The organism is Pseudomonas sp. NY15435 (assembly GCF_048068295.1).
In the GTDB taxonomy this organism is placed as follows: Bacteria; Pseudomonadota; Gammaproteobacteria; order Pseudomonadales; family Pseudomonadaceae; genus Pseudomonas.
Window position 1 is genome coordinate 73,047 of sequence record NZ_JBLUQA010000005.1, and the last position, 17,945, is coordinate 90,991.

At 62.8% G+C, this 17,945-nt stretch carries 21 protein-coding genes; 11 read left to right on the forward strand and 10 right to left on the reverse strand.

Annotated elements, in window-relative coordinates:
• The first annotated feature begins 5 nt into the window (after positions 1–5).
• Both ACNFH5_RS13310 and ACNFH5_RS13315 read left to right on the forward strand, forming a co-directional pair.
• On the forward strand, positions 6–560 hold the full coding sequence (locus ACNFH5_RS13310) for a cysteine hydrolase family protein (RefSeq protein WP_416746587.1): 555 nt from the start codon (positions 6–8) through the stop codon (positions 558–560).
• A 204-nt stretch (positions 561–764) separates the two neighbouring features.
• Positions 765–1,517 carry an amidotransferase gene (locus ACNFH5_RS13315; protein ID WP_416746589.1) on the forward strand — a complete coding sequence of 251 codons (753 nt, stop codon included), beginning with the start codon at positions 765–767 and terminating at the stop codon, positions 1,515–1,517.
• Between the two features lie 180 nt (positions 1,518–1,697).
• Here the strand turns inward: ACNFH5_RS13315 and ACNFH5_RS13320 are convergent, their stop codons facing one another.
• Positions 1,698–2,669, reverse strand: coding sequence for a magnesium and cobalt transport protein CorA (locus tag ACNFH5_RS13320; protein WP_416746591.1), 972 nt, complete (start codon positions 2,667–2,669; stop codon positions 1,698–1,700).
• A 99-nt stretch (positions 2,670–2,768) separates the two neighbouring features.
• The gene (locus tag ACNFH5_RS13325) at positions 2,769–2,990 is read right to left on the reverse strand and encodes a hypothetical protein (RefSeq protein ID WP_416746593.1); all 222 of its coding nucleotides are present in this window, start codon (positions 2,988–2,990) and stop codon (positions 2,769–2,771) included.
• Positions 2,991–3,274: 284 nt separating this feature from the next.
• On the opposite strand from ACNFH5_RS13325, the gene ACNFH5_RS13330 reads away from it, so the two are divergent.
• Entirely contained in the window at positions 3,275–3,778 is a 504-nt protein-coding gene (locus ACNFH5_RS13330; RefSeq protein ID WP_416746595.1) for a macro domain-containing protein, read from the forward strand.
• Positions 3,779–3,884: 106 nt separating this feature from the next.
• Here the strand turns inward: ACNFH5_RS13330 and ACNFH5_RS13335 are convergent, their stop codons facing one another.
• Both ACNFH5_RS13335 and ACNFH5_RS13340 read right to left on the reverse strand, forming a co-directional pair.
• On the reverse strand, positions 3,885–4,076 hold the full coding sequence (locus tag ACNFH5_RS13335) for a hypothetical protein (protein WP_081520664.1): 192 nt from the start codon (positions 4,074–4,076) through the stop codon (positions 3,885–3,887).
• Between the two features lie 158 nt (positions 4,077–4,234).
• Positions 4,235–4,924, reverse strand: a complete 690-nt coding sequence (locus tag ACNFH5_RS13340; protein WP_416746598.1) for a crotonase/enoyl-CoA hydratase family protein — start codon at positions 4,922–4,924, stop codon at positions 4,235–4,237.
• A gap of 237 nt (positions 4,925–5,161) precedes the next feature.
• On the opposite strand from ACNFH5_RS13340, the gene ACNFH5_RS13345 reads away from it, so the two are divergent.
• Together ACNFH5_RS13345 and ACNFH5_RS13350 are read left to right on the forward strand one after the other, a co-directional pair.
• Complete coding sequence (locus ACNFH5_RS13345; protein ID WP_416746600.1) at positions 5,162–6,436, forward strand: hypothetical protein; 1,275 nt, start codon at positions 5,162–5,164, stop codon at positions 6,434–6,436.
• 22 nt (positions 6,437–6,458) lie between these two features.
• Positions 6,459–6,743: a GNAT family N-acetyltransferase gene (locus tag ACNFH5_RS13350; RefSeq protein WP_024765462.1), complete on the forward strand. Its 285-nt coding sequence runs from the start codon at positions 6,459–6,461 to the stop codon at positions 6,741–6,743.
• A 217-nt stretch (positions 6,744–6,960) separates the two neighbouring features.
• On the opposite strand, the gene ACNFH5_RS13355 is transcribed toward ACNFH5_RS13350, so the two are convergent.
• Positions 6,961–8,037: a 3-deoxy-7-phosphoheptulonate synthase gene (locus ACNFH5_RS13355; protein ID WP_138525137.1), complete on the reverse strand. Its 1,077-nt coding sequence runs from the start codon at positions 8,035–8,037 to the stop codon at positions 6,961–6,963.
• A gap of 179 nt (positions 8,038–8,216) precedes the next feature.
• Positions 8,217–8,636 (reverse strand): PilZ domain-containing protein, encoded by a 420-nt coding sequence (locus ACNFH5_RS13360; protein WP_416746603.1) that lies wholly within the window; start codon positions 8,634–8,636, stop codon positions 8,217–8,219.
• Between ACNFH5_RS13360 and ACNFH5_RS13365 the strand changes: the two genes are divergently transcribed.
• The 5 genes from ACNFH5_RS13365 (at position 8,635) to cysB (ending at position 12,621) form a co-directional block, all read left to right on the forward strand.
• The gene (locus ACNFH5_RS13365; RefSeq protein WP_416746605.1) at positions 8,635–9,021 is read left to right on the forward strand and encodes a thioredoxin; all 387 of its coding nucleotides are present in this window, start codon (positions 8,635–8,637) and stop codon (positions 9,019–9,021) included. The genes ACNFH5_RS13360 and ACNFH5_RS13365 overlap by 2 nt on opposite strands.
• A complete protein-coding gene (locus ACNFH5_RS13370; protein ID WP_416746607.1) occupies positions 9,021–9,968 on the forward strand; it encodes a putative 2-dehydropantoate 2-reductase in 948 nt (315 codons plus the stop codon). Before ACNFH5_RS13365 ends, ACNFH5_RS13370 begins: the two co-directional genes overlap by 1 nt.
• 17 nt (positions 9,969–9,985) lie before the next feature.
• Positions 9,986–10,897: a 5'-nucleotidase gene (locus tag ACNFH5_RS13375; protein WP_416746609.1), complete on the forward strand. Its 912-nt coding sequence runs from the start codon at positions 9,986–9,988 to the stop codon at positions 10,895–10,897.
• 96 nt (positions 10,898–10,993) lie between these two features.
• Positions 10,994–11,479 carry a universal stress protein gene (locus ACNFH5_RS13380; RefSeq protein WP_416746611.1) on the forward strand — a complete coding sequence of 162 codons (486 nt, stop codon included), beginning with the start codon at positions 10,994–10,996 and terminating at the stop codon, positions 11,477–11,479.
• Between the two features lie 167 nt (positions 11,480–11,646).
• A complete protein-coding gene (gene cysB, locus ACNFH5_RS13385; RefSeq protein WP_088417489.1) occupies positions 11,647–12,621 on the forward strand; it encodes an HTH-type transcriptional regulator CysB in 975 nt (324 codons plus the stop codon).
• A 361-nt stretch (positions 12,622–12,982) separates the two neighbouring features.
• Here the strand turns inward: cysB and ACNFH5_RS13390 are convergent, their stop codons facing one another.
• The 3 genes from ACNFH5_RS13390 to ACNFH5_RS13400 form a co-directional block, all read right to left on the reverse strand.
• Positions 12,983–14,167 (reverse strand): MFS transporter, encoded by a 1,185-nt coding sequence (locus ACNFH5_RS13390; protein ID WP_416746613.1) that lies wholly within the window; start codon positions 14,165–14,167, stop codon positions 12,983–12,985.
• Between the two features lie 82 nt (positions 14,168–14,249).
• Positions 14,250–14,594 (reverse strand): hypothetical protein, encoded by a 345-nt coding sequence (locus ACNFH5_RS13395; protein WP_416746615.1) that lies wholly within the window; start codon positions 14,592–14,594, stop codon positions 14,250–14,252.
• A gap of 85 nt (positions 14,595–14,679) precedes the next feature.
• Positions 14,680–15,414, reverse strand: coding sequence for a phosphoadenylyl-sulfate reductase (locus ACNFH5_RS13400; protein ID WP_416746617.1), 735 nt, complete (start codon positions 15,412–15,414; stop codon positions 14,680–14,682).
• A 190-nt stretch (positions 15,415–15,604) separates the two neighbouring features.
• On the opposite strand from ACNFH5_RS13400, the gene thrH reads away from it, so the two are divergent.
• Positions 15,605–16,222: a bifunctional phosphoserine phosphatase/homoserine phosphotransferase ThrH gene (thrH, locus tag ACNFH5_RS13405; protein WP_416746619.1), complete on the forward strand. Its 618-nt coding sequence runs from the start codon at positions 15,605–15,607 to the stop codon at positions 16,220–16,222.
• A 251-nt stretch (positions 16,223–16,473) separates the two neighbouring features.
• Here the strand turns inward: thrH and pabB are convergent, their stop codons facing one another.
• Positions 16,474–17,817 carry an aminodeoxychorismate synthase component I gene (gene pabB, locus ACNFH5_RS13410; RefSeq protein WP_416746621.1) on the reverse strand — a complete coding sequence of 448 codons (1,344 nt, stop codon included), beginning with the start codon at positions 17,815–17,817 and terminating at the stop codon, positions 16,474–16,476.
• Positions 17,818–17,945 lie beyond the last annotated feature (128 nt).

Here is a 17,945-nt window from a genome sequence, read left to right on the forward strand (position 1 = left end):
CACCGATGAATGCTCCCGCCCTGTTGATCATCGACCAGCAGCAAGGCATGCGCACTAGCCCCGAGCCGCGCAACAACCCGCAGGCCGAACTGCGCATCGGTGAGCTACTGGCAGCCTGGCGCCAGGCAGGCTGGGCGGTGGTGCATGTGCGGCATATTTCCCGTACACCAGGCTCACCGTTCTGGCCGGGCCAGCCCGGCGCGGAATTCCAGCCGGAACTGGCGCCGCTGAACCACGAGCACGTGGTGGAGAAGAACGTCCCCGACGCCTTCATCAACAGCGCCCTGGAACGCTGGCTGCGCGTGCGCGGCATCGAATCGGTGGTGATCTGCGGCGTCAGCACCAACAACTCGGTGGAAGCCACGGCGCGGACGGCGGGCAATCTGGGCTTCGCCACCCAGGTGGTGGCGGATGCCTGCTTTGCCTTCGAAAAACGCGATTTCAACGGTGTGCTGCGCAGCGCGGAGGAGGTCCACGCCATGTCCCTGGCCAACCTGCAAGGCGAATATGCGCACGTGCTGGATGCGAACTCGGTCCTGCGTGAGCGGTCACTGGACTGAATCCTTGCCAACCGGCCGTCACCCCTGTGCGCCGGTGCAATTGAAGGAAGTCGGTTTTTCCGGTATTTCCCCTGAAATTCCTGCACAAGAATCGGCCTCGGCATCTTGTGCGGTGAAAAAATAGGGCGTAATTTTCACGCGCGTTTTATCAGTGTCAGGAAAACCATCCTTATCAGCCGCTAACCCCCCAGGAATCACCCCTGCATGTCGTTGCACATCTGCATTCTGGAAACCGACATCCTCCGCCCCGAACTCATCGATCAGTACAAGGGCTATGGCTGGATGTTCCAGCAACTGTTCGCCAAGCAACCCGTTCCGGCCGAGTTCAAGGTCTACAACGTGGTGGAAGGGCATTACCCGCCCGAAGATGAGAAGTTCGACGCGTACCTGGTGACCGGCAGCAAGGCGGACTCCTTCGGCACTGATCCCTGGATCCAGACCCTCAAGGACTATGTACTCAAGCTCTACCAGCGCGGCGACAAGCTGCTGGGCGTGTGCTTCGGCCATCAGTTGCTGGCGCTGGTGCTGGGCGGCAAGACAGAGCGCGCCAGCCAGGGCTGGGGCGTGGGTACGCACGACTACTGCATTGAGGAACAGCCGGAGTGGATGAGCCCGTCGCTGGGCGATGGCCTGACCCTGCTGATCAGCCACCAGGACCAGGTCACCGAACTGCCCCACGGCGCGCGTCGCATCGCTTCCAGCGACTTCTGCCCGAACGCCGCCTATGCCATCGGTGACCAGGTGCTGTGCTTCCAGGGCCACCCGGAGTTCCAGAGCGACTACTCCCAGGCGATCCTGGAGCTGCGCAAGCACATCTTCAGCGAGCCGATCTTCCAGTCCGGCATCGACAGCCTGGCGCGCCCGCACCAGGGCGCTGTGGTGGGCGAGTGGATGATGCGCTTCGTCCAGCAAGGCCGTGACCAGAAGAAGAAAGCCGAGAAGAAAAGCGCGGCCTGATTCCTGCCGTGTTGACTGAAAACGCCGCTCAATCGAGCGGCGTTTTCGTTGGTGCCGTGGGACATCGTTCCCGGTTGGATAGGTGCAGAGCCGAGCCGATCGCGGACAGAGTCCGCTCCTACACCCGCCGGCAAGCGTAGGAGCGGACTCTGTCCGCGATTGCCTCCCGGCTGGCGCGGATCACAACCAATCCGCCTGTTTGAAACTGATGTACAACCCGACGCAGCCCAGCACCAGCAAACCCATGATCAGGAAGTAGCCGTAGTGCCAGTGCAGCTCCGGGATGTATTCGAAGTTCATCCCGTAGATGCCGGCCACGGCGGTGGGGAACGCCAGGATTGCCGCCCAGGCTGCGAACTTGCGCTGCACCACGCTCTGTCGTGATGATTCCAGCGCCAGTCCGACTTCGATGGTCTGGCTGGCGACGTCGCGCAGGGTGGTGAGGTCTTCCAGCAGACGGTTCACGTGGATCGCCACGTCGCGAAAGTAAGGCCGCATCTGCTTGTCGATGAAGGGGAAGTCCAGGCGCTGCAGCTCCTGGCAGATCTCCACCATGGGCGCGGCATAGTGCTTGAGCTTGAGTACCTCGCGGCGCAGACCGTAGATTTTCTCGATCTGCTCCTGGGTCAGCGATTTGCGCAGCACCTGCTGCTCCACCTCCTCGATTTCCCCACGGATCGCCTCGACCACCGGCTCGTAGTTGCTCATCACGAAGTCCAGCAGGGCATAAAGCACGAAGTCGGTGCCATGGGCCAGCAGCAGCGGTCGCGCTTCGCAGCGCTGTCGGACCTGGGCGTAGGACTGGGAAAAGCCGTGGCGCGCGCTGATGATGTAGCCGATGCCCGCGAATAGGTGGGTTTCGACGAACATCAGCCTGCTATCGGCGCGGATCGGTGAATAGATGACGATGAACAGCGCATCTCCGAAGGTTTCCAGCTTCGGCCGGCTGTGCTTTTCCAGGGCGTCGGACACGGCCAGTTCGTGGAGGTTGAACTGCCGTTGGAGGTTGAACATCTCTTCCGGCGTAGGCTCCTGCAGGCCGGTCCAGACGAAGTGGTCGGGCTGGCACGCCCAGCGGTAGCCGTCCTCGAGCGGGATGTCGGAGACCTTGCGGCCCTTGCTGTAGACGGCGGAAGCGATGACTCGGCCCATGCTGAAGCCCACCCTGCTGTGAATCTGGTGTGGAGTCGGGAGTCGTTCTGCAGGGATTGAGTGTTGGCCAGCCTGGCGCGACGCGCCAGCGAAGAAGGGTCAGGAGTGCGGTCTGAGCGCTTCCTGGAGGCCCTGCAATGCCACGGGCACCGCCTGGTTGAAGCGTTCGAAGAGCCCGCTGCGGTCGATGTTGTCCACCGGGGCGTGGCGCGCGCCGTCGAAGCCGGCAGTGAGGGCGGTAACCACCAGGGTCACGATGGTGTAGAGCCCCAGGGCGGCGAGTGCGCCGTTGCGGGCATAGCGGTGGGCTTGGCGATTCATGCTGGCGACTCGGGTCCGGGTAAGTGATGGCCCAGTGTCGCTTTGGTCATTTCGATTGAATAACGATGCCGGTTGGTTCCGAGTATCAGGCGCATTGATAGATGGCGGCGCGAGTACCAGGCGCAGGGCGGTGGGCGGCGGGATGACGTCGGATGTTTCCGGGACTCTGGCGGGCTTCATGGCTGCTTGACCCTCGTCAAGGAGGGGGAGGTTACCCGGCGTAACGTGGAAATCAGGTGGTGGCGCGAGGCTGCCACGGACTTCCCGGACGCAAGGAACTTCCCATGATTCGATACGTTGAAGGCGACATTCTGCTGAGCAAGGCGCAAGTCATCGCCCACGGCATTGCGCCGCAGGACCATTTCGACAGCGGGCTGGCGCTGGATCTGCGCGAGCGCTGGCCATCGATGGTGCGCGACTACCGTCACGCCTCGCATTCGAACGCGCCTAAGCCGGGCTCGATCTGGATCTGGTCGGGTGTTGACGCGGACGGTTCCACCCGCTGCATCGCCAACCTGCTCACCCAGGGCATGCAAGGCGACGGGCGCGCGGCGAAGCCGGCCGGAGCGACAGTGGAGAACGTCGGCCACTGTTTGAAGGAGTTGGCCAGGTACCTGCAAAGCGAGCATGTTGAAAGCGTGGCGCTGCCGCGCCTGGCGACCGGTGTTGGTGGGTTGGACTGGAAAGAGGTGAAGCCGCAGGTAGAGCGGTACCTGGGCGACCTGGATGTCAGCGTGGTGGTCTATGAGACCTACCGCCGAGGTGTGGTGGCCGTCGAAAATCTCTGAGGTTGCGTCATTGACCCTGAAAGGCCCGGCATCACGCCGGGCTTTTCGCTTCGGGCTCGACTGCATGACGTCACCTGCTGCAGGCGGCTGGTGGGGTGTGAAGGTTTCAGCCTTGCTTGGAGGCGGCTTCGACGTTCACTTGGCTGGCGGACTGCTCGGATTGCTGTTGCTGGATAGCGGCCTGGGTCATGTGAACCATGCGGTCCTGCATCAGCGGGGACTCTTCGGCGAAGCTGGCCTGGGCGGCAAAAGCGGTAGCGGCGGCCAGTACGCTGGCGGCGATGATGTTGAGTTTCATGATGAACACCTCCGGGTTGGTTTTGCTTGGGTTCATCTATAGGTTAATGCGTAATAATTTTTGAAAAATAGCAAACAGGATTAATCAGTGTTGCCTTTTGAGTAACAGTGGTGGCATGAAAAAGCCCGGCACATGGCCGGGCTTTATTCCTCGAGCGATCAGGCCAGGTGGTTCCTGTCCAGCTCGATGGACTTGTCGAGGGTTTCCAGCAGCTGCTTGCGCACTTTCAGCTTGGTGTTGCGGTGCGCTGTCATGTTCAGCTTCTTCAGGTGCTGGGCGGCCTCCAGGGCAGCAGCTTGCAACTGTTCGGCCGGGACCACCTTGTCGAGGAAACCGGCGTCCACGGCGTCGCGCGGGTTGAACATCTCGGCGTTCACCACGGAGCGGGTGAAGGCGGAACGGCGCAGGCGATCACGAGCCAGCTCGATGCCGACGTGGTGCATGGTCATGCCGATGGCTACTTCGTTGAGGCCGATCTGGAACGGGCCGTCGACGCCAATGCGGTAGTCCGCCGAGAGCAGGATGAAGGCGCCCTTGGCCACCGCGTGGCCGGTGCAGGCGACGATGACCGGGAATGGGAGGGACAGCATGCGGCGGGCCAGGGTAGAGCCGGCGGCCACCAGGTTCACGGCGTTTTCCGGACCGGAGGTCATCACCTTGAGGTCATAGCCGCCGGAGAGGATGCCCGGCTGGCCGGTGACGATGACGATGGCACGGTCTTTCTCCGCCTGGTCCAGGGCCTGGTTGAAGGCTTCGATGACCGCCGGGGAGATGGCGTTCACCTTGCCGTTGTTCAGGGTCAGGGTGGCGATGCCGTCTTCGAATTGGTAGCTGATCAGCTCACTCATGGCAGAGAGTCCTGGGTTGGAGTCCTTGGGTTGGAAGTGGCCAGAACATACTGACGCAGGGCAGGGGCGTAAAGCGTTTTGGCTGACTGATGAGTCAGCCGCATGCCACGAAAATCGGCCGATTTCTGTGCGCTATGCACGCAATTTCCGACGGCGCTCGTGGAGAGGTTCAGGGTGTGCTGTTAAGCTGCCAGTATCCCTGCGTCCCGCTCTCGCACAATCCAGGATGTGCCTTCCATGTCGAAGATTCTCAAGTGGTCTCTTTTTGCCGTTGTTGCGATCGCCCTCATCATCAAGGCGTCGCTCTGGCTCTCCGTACGCAGCGTGGTGAACGACGCCATCGCCCGCGTTTCGCCGTTCATGGAAATTACCTACGGCGGCATTTCCTCGTCCTTCGACGGCCGGGTGGGCCTGCAGAACGTGGTGATCAGGGTACCGATGGCCCATGACAGCCTGAAGGTCGCCCATGCCCAGCTGAAGTTCAACGGCCTGCGTGAACTGCTCAGCTTCAAGGAGCGTCTGGGTGACGGCAAGCTGCCGGAGCAGATGGCAGTGGACCTGAAAGGTGTGGAACTGCAGATTCACGGCCCGTTCATGCAATCGCTGTATGCCCAGCCGGCGGAGGCGAGCGCTTTCACCGCGATGAGCGAAGTGGCCTGCGGCAATGTGCACAACATCGGTGTCGATGAGCTGCTGCAGATGGGCTACCGCACCCTCGAATCGGACATCGAATTCTCCTACCGCATGCAACCGGGCGCGCAGACCCTGACCTTTGACCTGCGCAGCGATACCCGCGACATGCTGGATATGCACACCAGCATGACGCTGATGAACGTCTCCGAACGCCCCGGCGACATGCGTGTGAACCCGCCGCGGGTGTCGCAGTTGGTCGTCGAGATGAACGACAACCAGTATCAGCGCCGCGTCAGCGAGTTCTGCCGGGGCAAGCTCGGCGTGGACCAGAAAGCGTATACCGCGATGGCGCTGGAGCAATTCGACAAGGCCCTGCGCCAACAGCGCATTGCCCTCGACAAGCCACTGCTCGAAGCCTACGGCCGCTACCTGAGCGATCCGCGCTCGCTGCGCGTGGAGCTGACGCCCACCGAAGGCATGGCCTGGGACGGTCTGCAGTTTTTCGAGCCTAAGGATGTGATCCAGATGCTGCATCCGGTCGTCTTAGTGAACCAGGAGTCGGTCACACCGCTGGGGTTCGCCTGGGTCGATCCGCTGAAGAAAAAAATCACGCCGGAAAGCCAATATCAAATGGTTTCGGCCCCGGAAACGGTTGAGTCGCAGGCCAAAACGCAGCAATATGAGTTCGTTAGCGTTGAAAGCCTTGCCCAGTACACCGGCAAGCGTCTGCAGTTCATCACGTTTGATGGTGCGTATTACCAGGGTGTGCTGCACAAGGTGGAGAACGGCCGAGTCTATATCACCGTCATGATTGGGACGGGCTCGGCAGAAATGTTCCTCCGCCTGAACAAGATCAATCAGGTGCGGGTCATGTTGTGAGGCCCCCGGAAGGAGAGAGCAAGTGAGTGAGTCGTTGTCCATCCAGCATGATGAAACCAGCCACCAGTTCGTAACGACTGTTGATGGTCATCGCGCCTATCTGGCCTACATGGATCTGGGCAAGCAGACGCTCGACATCTATCGCACTTTCGTTCCCGACAGCCTGCGTGGCCGTGGCATCGCCGCCGCACTCACCGAGCATGCGCTGCAGTTCGCCGAGCGCAAGGGCTACAGCGTCATCCCGTCGTGCTCCTACGTCGAGCGCTACCTGGAGCGCCGCCAGCGCCACACCGATACCGCGCTCTGAGCTTCAGGGCGCAGAAAAAGCCCGGCAAATGCCGGGCTTTTTTGTGCCTGATGCAATTCCATCCCCGACATCGGCGGCAGCTTTGTAGGAGCGAGCTTGCTCGCGAACCGCTTGAAGCTGGTATAGGCGGAAACTCCGTTCGCGAGCAAGCTCGCTCCTACATGGGCCAAGAAAAAAGCCGGGCATATGCCCGGCTTTTTCATTGCCGCTGGAAGCGTCAGCCGCGCTGACGCTTGGGCAGGACGTCCTTGAGCTTGGTGTGCATGCTGCGCACGGCCTTCTCGGTGGTGTCCCAGTCGATGCAGGCGTCGGTGATCGATACACCGTACTGCAGCTGGCACAGGTCCTTCGGGATCGGCTGAGCGCCCCAGCCCAGGTGGCTTTCCACCATCAGGCCGACGATGGAGTTGTTGCCTTCGGCGATCTGGTTGGCGACGTTGTCCATCACCAGCGGCTGCAGGGCCGGGTCCTTGTTGGAGTTGGCGTGGCTGCAGTCGACCATCACGTTCAGCGGGATCTTCGCCTTGGTCAGTTCCTGTTCGCACAGGGCGACGCTGACCGAGTCATAGTTCGGCTTGCCGTTGCCGCCACGCAGCACCACGTGGCCGTAGGCGTTGCCCTTGGTAGTGACGATGGAGACGCCGCCTTCCTGGTTGATGCCCAGGAAACGGTGCGGGCTGGAAACCGATTGCAGGGCGTTGATCGCCACGGTCAGGCTGCCGTCGGTGCCGTTCTTGAAGCCGACCGCCGAGGACAGGCCGGAAGCCATCTCGCGGTGGGTCTGGGATTCGGTGGTGCGCGCGCCGATGGCCGACCAGCTGATCAGGTCCTGCAGGTACTGCGGGGAAATCGGGTCGAGCGCCTCGGTGGCGGTGGGCAGGCCCATTTCGGCGAGGTCGCGCAGCAGCTGGCGGCCGATGTGCAGGCCGTCCTGGATCTTGAAGGAGTCGTCCAGGTACGGGTCGTTGATCAGGCCCTTCCAGCCGACGGTAGTGCGCGGCTTCTCGAAGTACACGCGCATCACCAGGAACAGGGTGTCGGAGACTTCCGCGGCCAGCACCTTCAGGCGCTCGGCATACTCGTGGGCGGCCTTGATGTCGTGGATCGAGCAGGGGCCGATCACCACGAACAGGCGGTGGTCCTTGCCGTCGAGGATGTCGCGCACGACTTGGCGGCCGTTGGCGACGGTGCGCAGGGCGGCGTCGGTCAGGGGGATTTCGCGCTTGAGCTGCTCCGGCGTGATCAGTGTCTCGTTGGAGGCAACGTTAAGGTCATCGATCTGTAAATCAGCCATCGTGGTACTCAATCAGGTCACGGGTGCCGGCCGCCAGGAATCCCCGTGCGAGGGGCGCAGGCAAATGTGTCGCTAAGGGGAACCCGAACCTTAACCGTTCAGGCCTCGCCTCGACAATGGTTCGATGCAGGAAAATGCCCGCAACACGGGCATTTGCGCGACTTTCTGCGGGGCGGCGATCAGACCGCGCAAAACAATGGGAAGTCGGCGGCGTTGCGCGCGATCCATTCCAGCGCCAGGTCCTCGATCGGCTGCTCGTCGCCCAGCACCTGTGCCTGCTGGCGGCGGTAATGCTCGATCTGGCAGACCTGCTCGATCATCCGGGCGCGAAACAGGGTGTCTTCGTCGATGAAGGCAATGCCCACGCGGTAGTCGCTGCTCTGCTTGCGGCTCCAGGCGATGACGCCTGGATAGCGCGCGGCGTCGCCCAGCAGGGGGATGCGCAGTTCGATGGAAGTGCCGCGGCGAAAACCCCGCGGTGAATTGCACGCCACGCCGCCGAGGCTGATATTGTGCAACCGCTGGCGCGGCAGGAAGGTCTGCTTGCGGATGACCAGCTCGACCGGAAGGTCGCAAGGGTGACGCAGGAACTGACGCATGACGGAACGCTCCGACTGCAATCTTTATAGTGGTGGCACCTTGAGTATAGTGCCGGCCCTGGAGCTGACTGACCTGGATGCCGACCGCCGGCTGCTGGAGCTGCCGGGCGTTTCGCTGCTGGTTTTCACCGGCGCGGGCTGCTCCACCTGCCGCTGGGCGCGGCAGGCTTTGCCGCAGTTCCACTTGCCGGTGGACCGCCTGTGCTGGATCGACGCGGGGCACAGTGGCGGGCTGGTCGAGCGCTATGAAGTCTTCCACCTGCCTTCCCTGTTCCTGGTGCGCGACGGCCATTTCCTGGGCCCGGTCCACGCACCGTTGCGCCCCGAACCCCTGATCCAAGCCCTGCGCGCTGCCTTGTTGCGCCCTGTTGAGGAATTGCCTTGATGAATCTGCGAATCGGCATCATCGGAACCGGCGCCATTGGCGGTTTCTATGGCCTGATGCTGGCCCGCGCCGGCCATGACGTTCATTTCCTGCTGCGCAGCGAGTATCCCGCCGTTGCGCAGAACGGCTTGCGCCTGAACAGCCAGGTGCACGGCGCGCTGAGCCTTTCGCCGGTGAATGCCTACGATGACGCGACGAAGATGCCGCCCTGCGACTGGCTGCTGGTGGGCGCCAAGACCACCAGCAATGCCGAACTTGCGCCGCTGATCATTCAGGCCGCCGCGCAGGGGGCCAAGGTCCTGCTGTTGCAGAACGGCCTCGCAGTGGAGGACGAACTGCGTGCGCTGTTGCCCGAGCACATCCATCTGCTGGGCGGGCTCTGCTTCATCTGCGTTCACCGCGCGGAGCCGGGCGTGATCGAGCACCAGGCCTTCGGTGGAGTGAACATCGGCTATCACTCCGGCCCAGCGCAGGAGGCCGAAGCGCGCCAGGCGATCGTGGAGGAGGGCGCCGCGCTGTTCCGCAGCGCCGGCCTGGACTCCAACGCCATGCCCAATCTGGAGCAGGCGCGCTGGCAGAAACTGGTCTGGAACATTCCCTACAATGGCCTTTCCGTGCTGCTCGACAGCGGTACGCGGGCGATCATGGATAACCCTGACAGCCGCACCCTGGTCGCCGAGCTGATGGAGGAAGTCATCGCCGGCGCCGCCGCTTGCGGGCACTTGCTGCCACAGGGCATCGTCGGCGCGATGCTCAGCTCCACTGACGCCATGCCGGACTACCTGCCCAGCATGTACCATGATTTTGCCCAGGGCCGGCCGCTGGAGCTGGGTGCTATTTACGCCGCGCCGCTGGAGGCTGCACGCCGGGCCGGGCGTGAACTGCCGAAGATCGAGGCGCTGTATCGCGCGCTGCGCTTCATCGACGCGCGCAACCAGGCTCGCTGATGAACGCCGGGGGAAGCATGGCAAAAGGACTGGGCGACAAGCTGGTGGTGGCGATTTCCTCGCGGGCGCTGTTCGATCTGCGGGAGAGCCATCAGGTCTATGAAAGCGAAGGTGTCGAAGCCTATCGCCAGTACCAGATCGCCCGCGAAGACGACGTGCTGCCGCCGGGCGACGCCTTCGCCCTGGTGCAGAAGCTGCTGGCCCTCAACGGTGGAACCGAGAGCGCGCCGGTCGAAGTCATCCTGGTTTCGCGCAACAGCGCCGATACCGGCCTGCGTGTGTTCAACTCCATCCAGCACTATGGCCTGGGCATCTCCCGCGCCGCCTTTGTCGGCGGCCGCAGCCCCTATCCCTACCTGAAGGCGTTCAACTGCCACCTGTTCCTCTCCACCCATATAGAGGATGTGCGCAATGCGCTGGACGCCGGCTTTGCCGCCGCGACCATCCTTTCCGGCGGTGCCCGCCGGGAGGCCAATGGCGAGTTGCGCTTTGCCTTCGACGGCGATGCGGTGTTGTTCTCCGACGACTCCGAGCGCGTCTACCAGCAGGGCGGGCTGGACGCCTTCCAGACCCACGAGCGCGAATCCGCCCGCGAGCCGCTTCGTGGCGGGCCGTTCAAGCCCTTCCTGGCAGCACTCAACCGCGTGCAGCAGGCCTTCCCGCAGGAGTCCTGCCCGATCCGCACGGCGCTGGTCACCGCGCGTTCCGCACCGGCTCACGAACGGGTGATCCGCACGCTGCGCGAATGGGACATCCGTTTGGACGAATCGCTGTTTCTCGGTGGTCTGGACAAGGCCGCTTTCCTCGAGGCATTCGCCGCCGACGTATTCTTCGACGACCAGCCGATGCACTGCGAGAAAGCGCGGGATGTGGTGGCGACCGGCCATGTTCCCCACGGCGTCAGTAACGAGAAGAAGGTCGCCGGATAGCCACCTGGCCGCGACATCCGGCCTTCTCGGAGCGATTCGCGTTCTCCTGCTACGCTGCTGGATAGGCCCCGCCGCGCAGGCAGTCGAGGAGGCCGCATGATCCGAACGATTCTTTACGCCACCGACCTCGGTCTTTACGCCCCCTACGTCCTTCAGCACGCACTTTCGCTGGCCCGCGCCTACAGCGCCGAGGTTTACGTCGTGCATGCGGTGGAGCCGCTGGGGCTGTTCGCCGAGTCCGTTCTGCAGACCTACCTGGACGAAGGCACGCTGAAGGAGATGCGCACCAATGGCCTGACCAACGTCATGGGCAGCATCGAGCAGCGGGTGATGGAAGGGTTCCGCGATGAACTGGGGGAAGCGCGCCAGGACGCCGAGCTGATCCGCTCGGTGCGCGTGATACAGGGCGATGCACCGATGGTGATTCTCGACGAGGCCAAGCGCCTGGACGTCGACATTATCGTTGCCGGCAGCCACAGCCATGGGGAAGGGCTGAATACGCCGCTGGGGCGCACCGCCGCGCGCCTGGTGCAGCTGGCCGAGGTGCCGGTCTACCTGGTGCCGATGCTGCAGCATCGTTGAATGCTTTGTGACGATATGTCGGACAAGCCCGGAATTTCCGTAGGGCTTTAGACGAATGGCATGCAGGGCAAAAAAAAACGTCTAGTTTTATTCCTTAAACCATTAATATGGTTATAAAACGATAAGCCCTTGATCGCGGGTCGCGACATTCATTTCGAGGAAAGTCCATGAAGCTTCAGCAACTGCGCTATATCTGGGAAGTCGCGCACCACGATCTGAACGTCTCCGCCACTGCCCAAAGCCTGTATACCTCCCAGCCCGGCATCAGCAAGCAGATCCGCCTGCTGGAAGACGAGCTGGGCGTCGAAGTCTTCGCCCGTAGCGGCAAGCACCTGACCCGCGTCACTCCGGCCGGTGAGCGAATCATCACCACCGCCGGCGAAATCCTGCGCAAGGTCGAGAGCATCAAGCAGATCGCCCAGGAATTCTCCAACGAAAAGAAGGGCACGCTGTCCATCGCCACCACCCACACCCAGGCGCGCTATGCGCTGCCCGGCGTAATCAGCGGCTTCATCAAGCAGTACCCGGACGTCTCCCTGCACATGCATCAGGGCACGCCGATGCAGATCGCCGAAATGGCTGCCGACGGCACCGTCGACTTCGCCATTGCCACCGAGGCGCTGGAGCTTTTCGGCGACCTGATCATGATGCCGTGCTACCGCTGGAACCGCTGCGTGATCGTGCCCCAGGGCCACCCGCTGACCAAGGTGCCGAAGCTGACCCTGGAGCTGCTTGCCGAGCAGCCCATCGTCACCTACGTATTCGGCTTCACCGGCCGCTCCAAGCTTGACGAGGCCTTCAACCAGCGCGGCCTGGTGCCGAAGGTAGTGTTCACCGCCGCTGACGCCGACGTGATCAAGACCTACGTGCGACTGGGCCTGGGCGTGGGCATCGTGGCCCACATGGCGGTCGATCCGAAGCTCGACAGTGACCTGGTGATGCTCGATGCCAGCCATCTGTTCGAGTCCAGCGTGACCAAGATCGGCTTCCGTCGCGGCACCTTCCTGCGCGGCTTCATGTGCGACTTCATCGAGAAGTTCGCCCCGCACCTGACCCGTGACCTGCTGGCCAAGGCCGTGCAGTGCCACAACAAGACTGAGCTGGACGAGCTGTTCGACGGTATCGAACTGCCGATCTACTGATTGCGCGCGGGTTTCCGTTTGATGCCGTAGCCTGTCTGCTCCAGAAAAAACGCCGCGATCCTCCCCGAGAGTCGCGGCATTTTTCATTGGCCGGTTCTCGAGGCTGCAGGTCGACCCCTGACGCTTTCTGTAGGAGCGAGCTTGCTCGCGAAAGGAGCTACCGAGCACGCCGATGTGGGTCTGTTCGCGAGCAAGCTCGCTCCTACAAAGGCGCCTGTTTCAGCCGATACGCCAGCGCAGCAATTGTTGGTCTGTTCGCGAGCAAGCTCGCTCCTACAAAGGCGCCTGTTTCAGCCGATACTCCAGCGCGGCAATTGTTGGTCTGTTCGCGAGCAAGCTCGCTCCTACAAGGTGCCCTGTTTCAGCCGATACGCCAGCGCAGCAAAAGCAGGGCGGCGAATGCCAGCGCCGCGCCGACAAGGAAGGTCCAGCTGGCGCCGAAGCTTTGCCATAACCAGCCGGCCAGCACGCTGGCCATCAGCATGGCGATGCCGCTGGCGAGGTTGAACACACCGAAGGCGGTGCCCTTGAGGTCCGCTGGCGTGGTGTCGGCGATCAGCGTCGCCAGTAATCCCTGGGTAAACCCCATGTGCAGGCCCCAGAGTGCGACACCGAGGAGCATCAGCGGCGTGCTGTCTGCCCCGGCCAGCAGCAGGTCCGCCGCCACCAGCAATAGCATGCCGATGGCCAGCAGGCCGGTGCGGTCAGTGCGGTCTGACCACCAGCCCACCGGGTAGGCCGAAAGCATGAACAGCAGGGCCATCACCACCATCACCACTGGCGTCCAGGCCATCGGAAGGCCGATATCCTGGGCGCGCAGCACCAGAAAGGCTTCGCTGAAGCGGGCGAGGGTAAAGACCGCGCCGATGCCGACAACCCACCAGTAGCGCGTCGGGAAGCTGCGCAGAGCGTCGCGATGGATCGGCGAGCGGAAGCGATGCGTGCCTTCGGCGTGCTCGGGTTCCTTTACGAAGAAGACAATGGCCAGCACCGCGATAGCGGCCGGAATACAGGCAAACCAGAACACCAGCGGCAGATTGTTGCCCAGCCAGAGCATCAGCACGATCGCCAACAGCGGGCCGGCGAAAGCGCCGACGGTATCCATGGACTGGCGCAGGCCGAAGCAGGCGCCACGGATCGATGGCGGTGAGACATCGGCGATCAGGGCGTCGCGGGGTGCGCCGCGGATGCCCTTGCCGATGCGATCGAGCAGGCGCGCGGCGAAGATGGTCTCGCCCGAGGTAGCCAGCGGAAACAGCGGCTTGGACAGCGCCGCCAGGCCGTAGCCGAACAGCACCAGGCCCTTGCGCCGGCCGAGGAAGTCACTGATGGCGCCGGAGAATACCTTGACGATCAGCGCGGTGGCCTCGGCGATGCCCTCGATCAGACCTACCGCGACCATGCTCAGCCCCAGGCTGCCGACCAGGAACAGCGGCAGCAGGCTGTGCAGTAGCTCGGAGGACACGTCCATGAACAGACTGACGAACCCCAGCGCCCAGACAGTGCCGGGAATGCGAGGGCGTGGACGATCCGAGCTGTCGGCCATGGTGAAACATCCTTGGAGGGGAGAACAGTCTGGCCGATCGACTATCAAGAAAGCGTCAAGTCAGACGCTTACAGGCACGTACTCATAGACGGTCAAGATCGTCGCGCTGGGCCAGTTCGGCCAGGGCTTCGCGGGAGTCCAGCGGTAGCTCGCCACGGCCTTCGAGCACTTCGTGCAGGAAGCTCATGAACACCGTGTAGACGACCTCGCGGCCGTCATCGTGGCGGACGACGAAGAAGGGCGCGGTGTCCACTCCATACTGGGCCGCGACCAGCCAGCCGGTGCTGGCTGGGTTGCGCTCGTCGGCGACCAGGGTGCGGTCGATACGATTCAGGTGACCGCCCTTGACCAGGCGTTCGTGGACTTCGCGGCACTTGCGGCAGTCCTGACCGTCGGCCAGGACCTTCTTCACCAGGGTGATGCGCATGGGATCGGCTCCGCCGCAGGCATGCAGGCGTCCGATCCTGGGCTGCGGGCTGACAGGGAAATTTCCGTCAGCCGAGGGTAAGGCTTCAGGCCTTGCTGATCAAATTGCCGGCGTGCAGGCCGCACTCTTTCTGCGTGGCTTCTTCCCACCACCAGCGGCCTTCGCGCTCGTGCTGGTTCGGCAGCACAGGGCGGGTGCAGGGTTCGCAGCCGATGCTGATGAAGCCGCGCTCGTGCAGGTTGTTGTAGGGGATTTCCAGCATGCGGATGTAGGCCCAGACTTCCTCGCTGCTCATGTTGGCCAGCGGGTTGAACTTGACCAGCGGTTTTTCCGGAGTGGAGAAAGCGCCGTCCAGTTCGACCACGGCGACCTGGCTGCGGGTGCCGGGGCTTTGGTCCTTGCGCTGGCCGGTGGCCCAGGCGGTCACGGTGGACAGCTTGCGCTTGAGCGGCTCGATCTTGCGGATGCCACAGCACTCGCCGTGGCCGTCCTTGAAGAAGCTGAACAGGCCCTTCTCCTTGACGAACGGTTCCAGCAGGCGCGGGTCCGGGGTCATCACGTCGATGGCGATGCCGTAGTGCTCGCGGACCTGCTCGATGAAGCGGTAGGTCTCCGGGTGCAGGCGGCCGGTGTCCAGGCTGAACACCTTGACGTTCTTGTTGAGCTTCCAGGCCATGTCCACCAGCACCACGTCCTCGGCGCCGCTGAAGGAAATCCACAGCTCGTCGCCGAAGTGCTCGAAGGCAAGCTTCAGGATGTCCTGTGGGGCTTTGCTGGCATAGCTCGCGGCGATTTCCGCGATATCGAACGGGAGGCTCATCAGGCGGTATTCCTAGTTTTAATGGCGCAGGGGCGCTCTGTGGGCGCGATGGTAGCAAAGAGGCGGATATGCCCCTAAATAACCATCAGGAAGGTGGACTGTGGTGTTTGGGTATAAGTGCCGCGTTGCGCCGCTTGGAGCGAGCCGCTAGAGTGCCGCCTCTCAAGTCAATCCTGCGGGGAAATCGTTCGTGGAAATCGCCTGTCTCGACCTGGAAGGGGTTCTGGTTCCGGAAATCTGGATCGCCTTCGCTGAAAAAACCGGTATCGAAGCGCTGAAGGCGACGACCCGCGATATTCCGGATTACGACGTGCTGATGAAGCAGCGTCTGCGCATCCTTGACGAGCACGGCCTGAAGCTGTCCGACATCCAGGAGGTGATCGCCACCCTGAAGCCACTGGAAGGCGCGGTGGAGTTCGTCGACTGGCTGCGCGAGCGCTTCCAGGTGGTGATCCTCTCCGACACCTTCTACGAGTTCTCCCAGCCGCTGATGCGCCAGCTCGGTTTCCCGACCCTGCTGTGCCACAAGCTGATCACTGACGAGACTGATCGCGTCGTCAGCTACCAGCTGCGCCAGAAGGATCCGAAGCGTCAGTCGGTCATCGCCTTCAAGAGCCTGTACTACCGTGTCATCGCCGCTGGCGATTCCTACAACGACACCACCATGCTCTCCGAAGCTCACGCCGGCATCCTGTTCCATGCGCCGGAGAATGTGATTCGCGAGTTCCCGCAGTTCCCGGCGGTGCACACCTATGAGGACCTGAAAAAGGAATTCCTCAAGGCGTCCAACCGCCAGCTCAGCCTGTAAGATCGGCCGAGACGAAAAAGCCCCGCAAGTGCGGGGCTTTTTCTTTCCGGCAGTTTTTTGTAGGAGCGAGCTTGCTCGCGAATTGCCCCAACATCGATGTGGCCGGTGGATCTGTTCGCGAGCAAGCTCGCTCCTACAGTCGTTCGGCCTGCGGCATCAGCGTTACAGGGCCGTAGGGCGGATAACGTTCGACGTTATCCGCCGATCAGCCTTGGCGTCAGTCCGCTCTGGAGTTCCGCCGGGCGTAGGCCCTACAGGTTCTCCAGCGTCCGCAGCAGCACACCCACCTTGGTCAGCGATTCCTCGTATTCCTCTTCCCATTTTGAGTCGGCCACGATACCGCCGCCTGCCCAGCAGCTCGCCTGGCCGTCTTTCACCAGCACGGTGCGGATGGCGATGGAGCTGTCCATCTCGCCGCGCACGTCGAGGTAGAGCAGGCTGCCGCAGTAGATGCTGCGCTGGGTTGGTTCCAGCTCGTCGATGATCTGCATGGCGCGGACCTTCGGCGCACCAGTGATGGAGCCGCCCGGGAAGCTGCCTTCGAGGAGGTCCAGTGCATCCTTTCCGTCCGCCAGTTCGCCACGCACGCTGCTGACCAGATGGTGCACGTTGGGGTAGGTCTCTACCGCGAACAGCTCGGGCACGCGCACACTGCCTGGGCGGCAGCTGCGCCCCAGGTCGTTGCGCAGCAGGTCGACGATCATCAGGTTCTCGGCACGGTCCTTCTCGCTGGCGAGCAGGGCTTCGGCATTCCGCTGGTCGGCCTCGGGCGTGTCGCCGCGCGGGCGGGTGCCCTTGATCGGGCGGGTTTCCACCTGGTTGCCGTGGAGCTGGATGAAACGCTCCGGCGACAAGCTGAGGATCGCGCCTTCAGGCAATGCCATGTAACCGGCAAAAGGAGTAGGGCACGCCTCGCGCAGCGCTCGGTATGCCAGCCACGGGGAGCCGCTGCAAGGCGCGCGGAAGCGCTGGGTGTAGTTCACCTGATAGCAGTCGCCGGCGAGGATGTAGCTGTGCACGCGCTCCAGTGCCTCGCGGTACTGCTCGCGGCTCAGGTCCGGGCGGAATGGCGCGCCAAGCCCAAAGGGCGGCAGCGCCTCATCGTCGCGAGCCCCTTCGAACAGGGCGATCAGGCGCTCCCGCTCGCTCCTTGCCAGCGACGGGTGGAACACCAGTTGGCTACTGCGTTCCTCGTGATCGGTGATAAGCGCCCAAGCGTACAGGCCCAGGCGCGCATCGGGGAGGGCGAGGTCGTCGAGGTTCGGCTCGCGCAGGCGCTCGACGCGCCGACCGAAGTCATAACCGAGATAACCGATCATTCCGCCGACGAATGGCACTTTGTGATTGTCCGGGACTTTTGCCTCGCCCAGGCTCTGCAAGGCGGATCTTGTGCGAGCGAAAAAGCTCTTGGCCGATTCGTCGGCAGTCGGTGCCAGTTCTGCCAATGGCCAGGCGCTCAGAAGGTCATAGCGTCCACGTGTGGCAATGGGGCGGCCGGCGTCCAGGAGAACGGCACCAGGTGCCCGATGGATCAGGGCGAAGCGTTCGCCCGGGTCTTCCCGGTAAGGAAGCGGGTACAAAAAACAGTCAGGCATGGGTAACAGCGTGCAGGCAATTGAGGTGATCAGGTCGGCTGAAGTGTCGATCCTAGAGCTATTTCTTCGGTTTACGCAGGAAACGCATTCTGATAAGAAGTGACGAATCCCACGCGGACAGTGCTCCG